The following is an 11,991-nucleotide window of genomic DNA, read 5'->3' on the forward strand; positions in this document are numbered from 1 at the left end:
TCGAGTAATAAAGAACTTCATGTATGAATAATCTCATTGAGAAAGCTGATAAATTTGTTGAAGAATTATTTAAAGAAAAACTGCCAAATACCTTTATATACCATAACTACCAGCACACAGAGCGCGTGGTTAAAAGTACTAAAGAATTAATCGATAATTCTGAAATTAATGTTAAAGAGGCTGAGGCATTAATACTTGCAGCCTGGTTGCATGACACCGGCTATATTCATACTTATAAAGGACATGAAGAAAAAAGTGCTGAAATCGCTGAAACTTTTCTGAAGAAAAATAACGCTACTGAAGAACTAATAGAAAAGGTTAAACAATACATTCTTGCTACCAGGTTTTCTAATACTCCAACCTGTTTAGAAGAGAAGATTATCAGGGATGCTGATTCTTCTCATTTTGGAAAAGACTATTTTGAGGAAACCAGTGAATTTCTAAGACAGGAGCTTGAACTTCATAATATTAAGAATTTCACCAATGCAGAATGGCTTGAAGAAAATATCCTGGTTTTTACTGAAAAACACCAATATTATACAGATCACGCCTTAGAAGAGTGGAAACCTAAAAAGGAGGAAAATCTTTTAGAACTTATTGAAAGTAAAAATAAACAGGAAAAGAAACTTACCAAGGAAGAACATAAAGCCAGAATGAAGGCTAAATATAAGAATGAGAATCCTGAACGAAGTATTCAAACCCTGTTTCGTGTTACCCTTAGAAACCATATAAAATTAAGTGATATTGCTGATACCAAGGCGAACATCCTGCTTTCAGTAAACGCAATCATCATCTCTCTGGCTCTGGCAAATCTTATCCCAAAACTGGAAGCTGCATCTAATAAACATCTACTTATACCCAGTCTTATTTTGGTGCTTTTTAGTGTAGCCTCTATAATACTTTCTATAATGTCCACCCGCCCAAATGTTACCAGTGGTGAATTCACCAAGGAACAGGTGAAAAACAGAAGTGTAAATTTATTGTTCTTCGGAAATTTTCATAAAATGCCCTTTAAACAATTTAAATGGGGAATGAATGAATTGATAAAAGACAAAGATTACGTCTATGAAATGTTAATGCTGGACCTTCATTTACTGGGTAAAGTACTACACCGTAAATATTTTCTTTTACGTCTTACCTATACTGTTTTTATGACGGGAATAATTATTTCGGTAATCGCATTTATACTTGCATTCTACCTAATGTAATTCTTCCATTAGATCTTCATAGGTTATAGTTTTCTCAGGATGGTTACTGTCTGGAGAGTAAAGAACATTTACTCTAATAGCCTTTAGTCCCACGACGCCCTGTACGTCTTCTAATTCCAGTAGTTCTATATCTTCACCAAAATATTTCTTGGCCTGAAGATATTTTATATACTGCAGATATTCTCTTTCATCACTGCTTTGAGAATAGACTATGGTCATTTTACCTTTTTGGGTAACACGCTCTTCGGTTCCCTTTACAAAAGCTTTATCTATACGCTTTTTAATGATCTCATACCTGGCATTGTAAGTGCCGTCCACATCAAATTTCTTTTCATCCATTCTATATCGAATAGACATCGTACTGTTATACACAAGAATTAGAGATGCAGCTTCTAGTTTCGTGGGTGTATTCTCCTGTAATTGATAAAAACGATTTTCCATTTCACACATCGTACTAAGCTGCCATAATCTCAAATTGAACAAATAGACTTTATTAAATGGTCTTTTGTTTGCCATGGAAGCTCCTATATACATATTGTGATCTACGCCGTCTGTTTTATATCTTTCAAAATAATGCGGATATATCTCCTGCGCCTGGATCTGCTTTTTATCTATATATCTGGACATCGTCCGGTTTATTTGCTGAACTGTTTCATCATATTTTTTACGATGATTGTAAACCAGGCCGGTTTCAGGATTTAGCATTTCGGTATATTCCTTTACGAGTTTCCTTATATCTTCAGACTGTTTTTTTAAATGACTCATTAAGGGATTCACTTCTTTTTTAAGAAGATTAAATACCTTTTGTTCACTGCTGGCATTAAGGTTCTCCTGGAGTTCTTCCTTAAAATCTGAAATTCTATATTTTACCTGATCATAAATTGGTAATTCCTCAATATCATAGGCTTTTTTAATAATATCGAGAATAATCTCCAATTGATCCAGAAGATCTTTTTTAATTGCGGAATTTCTAGCTTCCGAAGAGGCCACTATATCTATTTGTCCATATAATGGATACACATCTTTAAAGGAAATATCCTTAAAAGAAGCCAATCCATCCTTGTCATAATCCTTTATAAACTTTTTGGCTTCTTTTTCAAAAACCCAAAGTACACTAGGATGAATAGATGTACATTCACTCTGAATCACCGCTTTCACCCTATTTTCAAAATCGTTTCGGTTTCTTTCTACGGTAGTCACTATATAAGGTAGAATATCGTCCAGCTTAATAGCATTGATACTGTTCAGTTCATTCTTTCTTTCTGAAGCAAGTTCCAGAATCCCCAGTAATTTTCCGTTTTTAGCAATTGGCGCGAGCAAACAACTTTTAACCTTATTCTTTTTAAGGTTTTTTGCCAGAAGATTATTATTGTTCTTTATATAATTATCTACATTGGATATTGTGAAGTAAGAATTATTATCAATTAGCTTCTGAAAACCTCTTTCACATATACCCGTAGCACAATCGTTCACCATTTTTTCATCCAGAATAAAGCTTTTTGCCTCTTCGTTTTCCATTCTTTCAAAAACCATATCCCGACGGTTAAAAACGGTGAACCCAACCCGCAGATCTGGTATTTTATAAATAGATCTGAAAATTTCCTGTAATTTCTGAAGTTCTTCCGCCTCGTTCACTTCCTCAAATATGAGGGTGGTTTTTAGTTCTGAGATCGCATCGTCTATAGTTACATCGGTAAGATTTACAATAGTAAAACCTTTAAAAACATAACTATTTGGAGGTATCTTTTCCTTCCACAAGTCAAGATCATCCACATTCTGCAACAAAACATCTACATCTTTTTGAGTGATCTCCGGTGCATTATCTTTTTTAAAGATCTCCACAAAATCAGCATTCATAGCTATTCGGTAATGCCTTTTTATTCCATCTTTATCGGGAATGTCATAATACATAGGTCTTGAGACATCTACCTCATAGTTATAATATTGACGGAGAATTTGTATACAAGCGAATATGTATAAAACTTCTTCATTCATATTTCTAAAACTGACCTCAAAATCCTCTCCGGCATTATTAAGAATTTCCTTTAGTCTTTTGGAGGAGTTAAAAAGAATATTATGAAAAGGCACCGACGCGGCTTTTATCTCATTATTGGTCAAAATACTTGGAAATAAATCGTCCAGTAGTATCTTTATTGGCTCCTTATATTTTTTTAAAAGCTTAGGATCTTCAAAACCCTCCGTTAATTCCGGATAATCAGAAATATACTCAAGCATATTTTCCATATACTGCCTGGAAATACTACTCTCAATTTCCTTGACCTCCTGTTCATACTGGTCTATCACCTTATGAAAACTGATACGGATGTCGAAAGGAAAATCTTTTAATTGCTGCATCATAACCGGATAATTTAAGGTAAAATTAAAAGTTATGGAAACCTCTGAACAGGAAGCTCGTTTAAATTAACAATAATTTATAAATATTGGATTACTATGAGTCCTGAGTTCTTTACTTTTGTATAAAATTTAAACAAAAATGAAAAAAATATCTATAGCCTTTTTTGCACTCACGCTTTTATTAGCAGGATGTCAGGAGGACAAAGGTTACTTTCTGAATGGAAAAATTTCGGGAATAGAAGACGGGAAGCAGGTTTATATTTCTGAATACGATGCAGAAACTAATTCAACCAAAGCAATCGACACTACCACTATCGAAAATGGAAAATTTGAGTTGGATATGGAAGACCAGGATCTTCCTAAACTTAGTTTCTTAAGATTTGAAGGAGTTAACGGCAATGTTATCTTCATTTCTGAAAATCAGAAGATCAGCTTTGATATTAATAAGGATAGTCTTAGAAATACTAAGCTTAGTGGTGGTAAGGAAAATAAAGCTCTTTCAGAATATTTGAACCATTTAAACGAAATGAACCGCAAAATGGTGAATATGCAGCAGGATATGAGAGAAGCTATGACCTCAAGAGACACCGCTAAACTAGCCAGTTTACGAGAGGCTCAGCTGGAATTGAGAGATAATGATGAGAATTTCAAAAAAGAATTGTTTAATAGAAATAAAGATTCATATCTATCGGTCATGTTGCTTACAGATATGATGAAAATGAGAACTCTTTCCTCGGCGGAAGTGAGAGAAATGTACGAGGGAGTTTCAGACAGAATCAAAGAAACACCCATGGGGCAAAATCTTAAGCAAACGCTAGAGCAATTTAAAGCTGCGGAAGTTGGAAGCAAAGCTCCTGAATTTTCAGGTCCTACCCCTGAAGGGGATGAACTTTCTCTTAAAGATAACCTGGGAAAAGTGACTATTGTAGATTTTTGGGCCGCCTGGTGTAAACCCTGTCGTGTAGAAAATCCAAACCTTGTGAGAACTTACAATAAATATAAGGATGAGGGCCTTAATATTATTAGCGTTTCTTTAGACAGACCTGGACAAAAAGACAAATGGATTCAGGCAATTGAGGAGGATAATCTGGAGCAATGGAATCATGTTTCTAACCTTCAATTCTGGAATGATCCAATTGCTAGAAAATATAGAATTTCAGCAATTCCGGCCACTTTCATTCTTGATGAAAATGGTGTTATAGTAGCAAAAAACTTAAGAGGAGATGCTTTGGAAAATAAGATTGGAGAACTTCTTCAATAATTCAATATTATCTATAAAATAGAAAAGCGCCTCTCGGCGCTTTTTTTATTACTTCAGCTCAAAGCCTACATTTACTTTTATCTTTATTTCCAGTTCTCCGGGTGCAATTGTTTGCTGACTTCCCTTCGCTGCACTCATTTCTACCGCCTCATCCATTCTATATACTGGCTGAAAACTATTATAATCCATTTCACTTATAGAAACTGCTTTTCCAATATCCTGTCCCAATGGTTGTGCTAATTCTCTGGCTCTATTCTGGGCATCAAGAACTGCTAATTTTCTGGCCTCTTTCTCATATTTCTCCATCTCTGAAGATTTAAACTGAATGCCGTCAATTCTATTTAAGCCATTTTCTAAGAGGCCTTTCATAATTTTCTCATAATCTTTTAGATCCTGCAATCTTATTGAAATGGCCTGATTAGCCACATAACTATAGGTCTTATCATTATAATCATACCGCTTATTCAGGTTAATATATTCAGTTTTGATATCCTTTTCCTCAATCTTTTGAGATTTCAGATATTTAATAACCTTATTTACAACCTCATCATTCTGCTTTTTCACCCCTGCCGCTGAAGGACCTTCATGTTCAATCCTGGATTTAATAAGAACTTCATCCGGCTCTACTTTTACCACACCTTCTCCCGTAACATTTACGACCGATCTTTCTAGGTTTTGCTGAGCGAAAATTGGCATTGTGGCAATTACTGCCAGTACAAAAAATAACTTTTTCATATTAAATAGTTTTTAGTTTCAGTTTTAGATAACCAATAAGAATACCAAACTATATATATCCGGTCCTTTGTAGGATAAAAAGTATCACAATGGGGATGGCCAGAAGCACGACCATTAAAAGATGACTTTCAAAAACCCATGGAGCAAGTAACATAGTAAGGAGATATCCACCGGTAGCTCCTCCAAAATGAGCGTCGTGACCAATATTATCTGTTCGTCGTTTCATTCCGTAGATCGTATAAAAAAGATATCCTATCCCAAAGATATAGGCAGGGATGGGAATAATAAAGAATAGGCCTAAAGTCATATCTGGCTGTAACAAAATAGCCGAATATAAAATTCCCATCACCGCACCACTTGCTCCTACGGCTGTGTAATTCATATCATTCTTATGAAAATAATAGGATAGCAGATTACCCAATAACAGGCTTCCCAGGTAAATGATAAGAAATGCAGGAGCCCCCATCGCATAAATGACCACATTTGCGAAGAAATAAAGAGTTAGCATATTCACAAATAAATGGCTCGTATCTACATGAAGGAAGCCGGAAGTTAAAATTTGAAATTTTGATCCTCTCTTTATATCACCAACATTAAATTTATATTTATTAAAAAATGCCTGATCTTTGAAACCCTTAAAAGAAATTAAAACATTTACCGCAATAACGCCAAGCGTCACAAGGCTTAATTCTCCCATATTTGCATAAGTTTAATTTCAAATATACCATATATTTGCGGAAAGAATTTTTATGCAAGGCTTAGTTTTCTGGTTAGTTTACCCTATCCTGTGGCTTATTTCCATTTTACCTTTTCGAATCTTTTATATGGTATCAGACATGGTATTCGTACTGGTTTATTATATAATTGGTTACAGAAAAAAAACGGTTCGTGAGAACCTTGAATTGGTCTTTCCGGAGAAATCTGACTCAGAAATAAAAAAAATCCAGAAGAAGTTTTATAGCCATATGTGCGACATGTTTCTGGAAATGATAAAAAGCATCAGTATTACTGAAAAGGAAATAGAAAAGCGTTTCACCTTTACCAATATAGAATATCTTAGAAAGCTGGAAAGCCTGGACAAAAGTTTAGTGGTAATGTTAGGACATTACGCCAGCTACGAATGGATAAATGCGCTGCAACTATATGGTCTGAAATACAGAACCTACGGTATTTACAAGAAAATTAAGAACAAACAATTTGATAATTTGGCGAAAAAAATTAGGGGTAGATTTGGTGGAACCCTAATTACTACCTACCAAACTACAGAAATCATAAGGCATAACCAGGAAAAAGGAGTTTTAGGTAATTACGCGATGATTGCAGACCAGTCACCAAAACTTCGTCGGGCGAAAATATGGATTGATTTTATGGGAATTAAAGTTCCTGTATTTGATGGATCTGACAGGCTGGCGAGAAATATGGATATGGCGGTTGTATATCTTCACGTGGAAAAAGTTGGCCGCGGATATTACCAGGCTACCTTGAAACCAATTACTGAAGATGCTCCTAATGAACCTCAACACGCCATTACTAAAAAATTCGTTGGATATCTGGAAGAACAGATTCGAAAGAAACCTGAATATTATTTATGGACTCATAAACGATGGAAACACCGCAATGAGCCCATTCCTAAAAATGCTGAAATAATAGAATAAAAATTTCTTAAAATCGTCTATCCTCGAGGCAGGGCCATATAACTATTACGTCAGTTTATTTTGACCTCTGGGTCAAAACCCGAAATTTTATATTTATCCCTCACCCGGAACTGTAAAAAAGAGTTCCGACCTCTCCCCAGGGAGAGGTAAAGCGGAAACACCGATGCGAAAGCATCGGAAAATTATTAGATTAGGCTATTATTGATTCTATTTCCCTGATCATTTTTTGTGCAAGATCATCAGCTTCCTGCTGAGATTTTGCTTCTGTATAAATTCTAATAATAGGTTCTGTATTAGACTTTCTTAAATGCACCCAGTTTTCTGGGAAGTCAATCTTAACACCATCAACCGTAGATATTTCTTCTTCAGAATGTCTCTTTTCAACAGCCTTGAGTACTCCATCAACATCAAGATCTGGGGTTAACTGTATTTTATTTTTACTCATAAAGTAAGCCGGATATTCATTTCTGATCTCTGAAACCTTCTTTCCTTTTTCAGCTAAATGAGTAAGAAACAGAGCTGTTCCAACAAGACTATCTCTTCCGTAATGAGATTCAGGATAGATAATTCCACCGTTACCTTCGCCTCCAATGATCGCTTTATTATCTTTCATTAGTTGCACTACATTCACTTCCCCAACCGCACTAGCTTCGTAATTCCCATTGTGCCTCTTGGTTATATCCCGTAGCGCTCTGGAAGATGACAGGTTGCTAACCGTATTACCCGGAGTTTTGGAAAGCACATAATCTGCACAGGCTACCAGGGTATATTCTTCCCCGAACATTTCTCCTTTTTCATCTATAAATGCCAACCTATCCACATCTGGGTCTACCACAATACCGAAATCGGCTTTTTCTTTCTTTACAAGCTCGCAGATATCAGTTAAATGTTCTTTCAAGGGTTCAGGGTTATGCGGAAAATGTCCGTTAGGATCACAGTAAAGTTCAATGACCTCAACACCCATTTTCTTTAATAACGCGGGAATTGCGATTCCCCCTGTAGAATTTACGGCATCTACGGCAACTTTCAAATTCGCTTTGGCTACTTTATCTGCATCTACCAGTTTTAGTTTTAAAACTTCTTCAATATGCCTGTCTATATAATCTTCTATAGTCGAAATCTCTCCAAGATCATCAACTTCTGAAAATTCAAAACCTTCACTTTCTGCAATCTTAAGAATTTCTGCTCCCGCTTCACCATCTAAAAATTCACCTTTACTATTTAATAGTTTAAGAGCGTTCCATTGTTTTGGATTATGGCTAGCGGTTAGAATAATTCCACCATCTGCATTCTCCAATGGGACTGCTATTTCAACTGTAGGAGTAGTAGACAGACCAAGATCTATGACATCAATCCCCAATCCAGTCAAAGTATTCATGGTTAGATCCTGGATCATTCTGCCAGATATTCTGGCATCTCTACCCACTACCACTTTTAATTTCTTCTTACCCGATTCTTTTTTCAACCAGGTCCCGTATGCAGCGGCAAACTTTACAGTATCTAATGGCGTTAGGTTATCACCGGTTTTTCCTCCTATGGTTCCTCTTATTCCGGAAATTGATTTTATTAATGTCATATTACTTCTTAATATTTAAATCTAAGTCACTTTTAATATGTAGCAAATATACAGGGCTGTATATCTTCTGTCCAAAACTTAACAAAAATTAACCCTGGTATTCTATTATTTGTATCTTCCCATAATGAACTTTTTGGCGCATATTTATTTATCTGGTGATAATGAACAGGTGAAAATTGGTAATTTTATGGCCGACTCCATTAAAGGCAAAAAATACCTGAAATATCCTGAAGATATTCAAAGGGGAATTATTCTTCATCGGGCTATAGATTATTATACGGACACCCACCCAGTTTTTAAACAAAGTACCCAACGATTATTTTCCGGCTATAGTCATTATAGTGGAATTATCGCCGATATATTCTATGATCATTTTCTGGCAGCTAACTGGGAAAATTATTCCGATATTCCTTTAAAAGAATATACCCTCGAATTTTATGATCTTCTAAAGAACAATTTTGAGGTATTGCCACCCAAGGTGAAAAACTTTTTACCTTATATGGTAAATGATAACTGGTTATTAAGTTATGCAGATATTGGAGGTATTGAAAAAGTACTTTCAGGCATGAACAGGCGAACTGGTAGAAAGTCCAATATGCATTTAGCGGTTAAAGAATTGAAGGATTATTATGAGGAATTTGAACAGGAATTTGAACTCTTCTTTAAGGATATTATTGAATTCAGCAGAATAAAAATTAAAGAGATTGAGGTGAAATAAAAAAAGACCGGATTACACCGGCCTTTCTATTAAACTAAAATTCCATCTTATTTAACAAATCTCCATCGTCCATTAATTAATTCAACTTCCTTAAGGTTCTTGCCTTTTTCTACCCACCATTTATCATCTTTTCTCAAAACCATTACACCTTCAATCACATAATATTCTCCATTGATATATTCTGGCTCTGGATTAGTAGGTTCCGGCTCGGTAGGCTCTGGTTCAGTAGGCTCCGGCTCAGTAGGTTCTGGTTCAGGTTCAGTTACCGAACCTGGATACATTACATTTACCCCTTCAATATCTCCATTTGAAAGTTCAGAACGCTGAACTGAATAAAGAGAACCATCTTTTTTGGTTATAGTTGGTTGACCAGTTGCAGAAAATGAATAAGGACTATACATCATAATTGATCCAAGGTCCAAACCAGCTGTATAATCTGCACCGTCCCAACCAGCTTCTTCATAGGTATAGAAATTATGTTCTCTGCCTGAAAGAATATTATCAAAATGAACTGTAATAGTTTGATCTCTGTCTGCTCTACTTTGCTCGTGCCATAATCCTACTGCATGACCAATTTCATGAATCGTGTTACCGGTTGAACAGGCATCTGCTAAAGTAATTGGCTGTCTTCCTCCAACCATACCTACATAAGAAGAACATCCTCCTCCTGGAGTAAAGTAAATGTAATTAGACTCAGCAGAGCGCTGTATGAACTTTACCGCTGTATTACTTTCCCAGTGATTAATAGCATCTAATACACGTTGCTGATTAGGTAGCGATGAATCTATTTCGTAATAAACTATATTGTCTGGCCAGAAATACTGTGTTCTTCCCACACTTTTATTAAGCGTACCAAGATCTTCATTAGGTTCCAGGATCAAATCTACCGGGCTTTTTGAAATATTAGATTCAGGTAGAAAAATATCTCCTTGATATACATATTTACCATTCAATTCTTCAACCGGAAGTTTTCTTCCTGCAAAGTAGATGTCAGAAACATTACCAGTTTCACCGGGAAAGGCAATTTCTGTAAAATTATCATTTAAAGAAGATTTGGTTTGATTTCCCTCAATGGAAGAATCAGAGATACTATCTTCACTACAGGAAATAAATGCCAGTAGCGGAACTGCTAAAAGATACTTTAGGTTTTTCATAAGTAGGTTATTTGATTTAATTTGAATTGACAGTTTAAATTAGATTTGGTTTAGAACCCAAACTGTGTTTTGTTACTTGGTCGACAATAATTACCGTTCATCGATTTTAGAATTTATCAGCTGTTTTGATGTTAAAAAATTAACTGTGTAAATAATCCTCAGAACTTGTGAATTTAACATTTTATTTACACAGTTAATTTTAGCTATTTACCTAAAAAACATATCGCCATCTTCCATCCACTAGCTCTACTTGCATCCAACCAATCGTTGAATTATAGAACCATCTGTCCCAGTTTCTAAGAACCCTAAGACCTTGTATGGTGTAATATTCTCCATTTATATAAGTAGACGTACCTCCTCCACCATCAGCAGGATACATAGAATTAATTCCCTGTACATCTCCACTAGACAATGCTGATCTCTGTACTCCGTAAGTAGATCCATCTCTCTTTGTAATAGTAGGTTGTCCATTTCTAGAGAAAGCATATGGGCTATACATCATGATAGATCCAAAGTCAAGATTAGTAGTGAACTCTTTTCCATCATAATTGTTTTCTGCATAGGTCTCGAAATTATATTCTCTTCCACTCTGTATATTTTCAAAATGTATGGTGATATGATTATCTCTATCCACACGACTTTGTTCGTGCCATAGCCCCATCGCGTGACCTATCTCGTGAATAGTATTACCAGTAGAACAAGCATCAGCAAGCGTAATATTTTGTCTTCCGCCAACCATCCCTACATAAGAGGAACAACCTGATCCAGGTGTGAAATAAATATAATTTGACTGTCCGGAACGTTTTACAAATTCAATATTCGTTTTCGACTCCCAGTGATTAATCGCATCGTAAACTCTGTCTGTATTGGACAAACTTCCATCTATATCATAATAGACGGTGTTATCTGGCCAGTAATGAGAAGTTCTTCCGACACTTTTCTGTGGAGGAGTTTCTCCTTTTTCGTAAACTAATTTTACCGGGCTTTTGGTAGCTTTAGATTTAGGGATAATGATATCACCTTCAAAAACGTATTGTCCATTTACACTTTCAACGGGCATTTTAATACCTGTATAATAAACATCTGTTACGCTCCCTTTTTCGTTTGGAAAGGCAATCTCAGTAATATCATCACTTGGAGTTGTAATTTGGCTTTGTGTTTCATTTTCGTTGTCGATTTGATCTGAAATAGGGTCTTCGCTACAACCAATAAAAATAAGAGAGGGTAGCAAGAGGATCAACTTCAATTTTTTCATAAGTAGGTTTTTTAATCTAATTTTTAAATATTATTTTTTTAGTTCGCTCAGTGATTTGCAAAGTCTATTCCACA

Annotated in this window: 10 protein-coding genes; 4 read left to right on the forward strand and 6 right to left on the reverse strand. The window is 35.5% G+C overall.

The annotated features are described in order from the left end of the window. The first annotated feature begins 23 nt into the window (after positions 1–23). Positions 24–1,208, forward strand: coding sequence for a Pycsar system effector family protein (locus LGQ90_RS05140; RefSeq protein ID WP_229338853.1), 1,185 nt, complete (start codon positions 24–26; stop codon positions 1,206–1,208). Here LGQ90_RS05140 and LGQ90_RS05145 read toward each other — a convergent pair. Next, complete coding sequence (locus tag LGQ90_RS05145; RefSeq protein WP_229338855.1) at positions 1,200–3,566, reverse strand: GAF domain-containing protein; 2,367 nt, start codon at positions 3,564–3,566, stop codon at positions 1,200–1,202. The two genes, LGQ90_RS05140 and LGQ90_RS05145, sit on opposite strands and share 9 nt — an antisense overlap. Before the next feature lie 136 nt (positions 3,567–3,702). Here LGQ90_RS05145 and LGQ90_RS05150 point away from each other — a divergent pair, with 136 nt between their 5' ends. Further along, a complete protein-coding gene (locus LGQ90_RS05150; protein WP_229338857.1) occupies positions 3,703–4,824 on the forward strand; it encodes a TlpA disulfide reductase family protein in 1,122 nt (373 codons plus the stop codon). Positions 4,825–4,872: 48 nt separating this feature from the next. Here LGQ90_RS05150 and LGQ90_RS05155 read toward each other — a convergent pair whose 3' ends face one another. Together LGQ90_RS05155 and LGQ90_RS05160 are read right to left on the reverse strand one after the other, a co-directional pair. Next, entirely contained in the window at positions 4,873–5,559 is a 687-nt protein-coding gene (locus LGQ90_RS05155; RefSeq protein WP_229338859.1) for an SIMPL domain-containing protein, read from the reverse strand. Positions 5,560–5,608: 49 nt separating this feature from the next. Beyond that, the gene (locus tag LGQ90_RS05160; RefSeq protein WP_229338861.1) at positions 5,609–6,256 is read right to left on the reverse strand and encodes a rhomboid family intramembrane serine protease; all 648 of its coding nucleotides are present in this window, start codon (positions 6,254–6,256) and stop codon (positions 5,609–5,611) included. A 52-nt stretch (positions 6,257–6,308) separates the two neighbouring features. Between LGQ90_RS05160 and LGQ90_RS05165 the strand changes: the two genes are divergently transcribed. Next, positions 6,309–7,214: a lysophospholipid acyltransferase family protein gene (locus LGQ90_RS05165; protein WP_229338863.1), complete on the forward strand. Its 906-nt coding sequence runs from the start codon at positions 6,309–6,311 to the stop codon at positions 7,212–7,214. A 190-nt stretch (positions 7,215–7,404) separates the two neighbouring features. On the opposite strand, the gene glmM is transcribed toward LGQ90_RS05165, so the two are convergent. Beyond that, on the reverse strand, positions 7,405–8,790 hold the full coding sequence (gene glmM, locus LGQ90_RS05170) for a phosphoglucosamine mutase (RefSeq protein WP_229338865.1): 1,386 nt from the start codon (positions 8,788–8,790) through the stop codon (positions 7,405–7,407). A 124-nt stretch (positions 8,791–8,914) separates the two neighbouring features. On the opposite strand from glmM, the gene LGQ90_RS05175 reads away from it, so the two are divergent. Further along, the gene (locus tag LGQ90_RS05175) at positions 8,915–9,508 is read left to right on the forward strand and encodes an acyl carrier protein phosphodiesterase (protein WP_229338866.1); all 594 of its coding nucleotides are present in this window, start codon (positions 8,915–8,917) and stop codon (positions 9,506–9,508) included. A 47-nt stretch (positions 9,509–9,555) separates the two neighbouring features. Here LGQ90_RS05175 and LGQ90_RS05180 read toward each other — a convergent pair whose 3' ends face one another. Together LGQ90_RS05180 and LGQ90_RS05185 are read right to left on the reverse strand one after the other, a co-directional pair. Continuing rightward, a complete protein-coding gene (locus tag LGQ90_RS05180; RefSeq protein WP_229338868.1) occupies positions 9,556–10,662 on the reverse strand; it encodes a M12 family metallopeptidase in 1,107 nt (368 codons plus the stop codon). Between the two features lie 211 nt (positions 10,663–10,873). Further along, on the reverse strand, positions 10,874–11,917 hold the full coding sequence (locus tag LGQ90_RS05185) for a M12 family metallopeptidase (protein WP_229338870.1): 1,044 nt from the start codon (positions 11,915–11,917) through the stop codon (positions 10,874–10,876). Positions 11,918–11,991 lie beyond the last annotated feature (74 nt).

The sequence above is a fragment of the Christiangramia sediminis genome, from assembly GCF_020552705.1.
GTDB lineage: Bacteria > Bacteroidota > Bacteroidia > Flavobacteriales > Flavobacteriaceae > Christiangramia > Christiangramia sediminis.

Bases quoted from the DNA above. Each gene is read 5' to 3' on its own strand.
- LGQ90_RS05140 (WP_229338853.1), top strand. From the start codon at position 24: ATGAATAATCTCATTGAGAAAGCTGATAAATTTGTTGAAGAATTATTT.
- LGQ90_RS05145 (WP_229338855.1), bottom strand. From the start codon at position 3,566: ATGATGCAGCAATTAAAAGATTTTCCTTTCGACATCCGTATCAGTTTT.
- LGQ90_RS05150 (WP_229338857.1), top strand. From the start codon at position 3,703: ATGAAAAAAATATCTATAGCCTTTTTTGCACTCACGCTTTTATTAGCA.
- LGQ90_RS05155 (WP_229338859.1), bottom strand. From the start codon at position 5,559: ATGAAAAAGTTATTTTTTGTACTGGCAGTAATTGCCACAATGCCAATT.
- LGQ90_RS05160 (WP_229338861.1), bottom strand. From the start codon at position 6,256: ATGGGAGAATTAAGCCTTGTGACGCTTGGCGTTATTGCGGTAAATGTT.
- LGQ90_RS05165 (WP_229338863.1), top strand. From the start codon at position 6,309: ATGCAAGGCTTAGTTTTCTGGTTAGTTTACCCTATCCTGTGGCTTATT.
- glmM (WP_229338865.1), bottom strand. From the start codon at position 8,790: ATGACATTAATAAAATCAATTTCCGGAATAAGAGGAACCATAGGAGGA.
- LGQ90_RS05175 (WP_229338866.1), top strand. From the start codon at position 8,915: ATGAACTTTTTGGCGCATATTTATTTATCTGGTGATAATGAACAGGTG.
- LGQ90_RS05180 (WP_229338868.1), bottom strand. From the start codon at position 10,662: ATGAAAAACCTAAAGTATCTTTTAGCAGTTCCGCTACTGGCATTTATT.
- LGQ90_RS05185 (WP_229338870.1), bottom strand. From the start codon at position 11,917: ATGAAAAAATTGAAGTTGATCCTCTTGCTACCCTCTCTTATTTTTATT.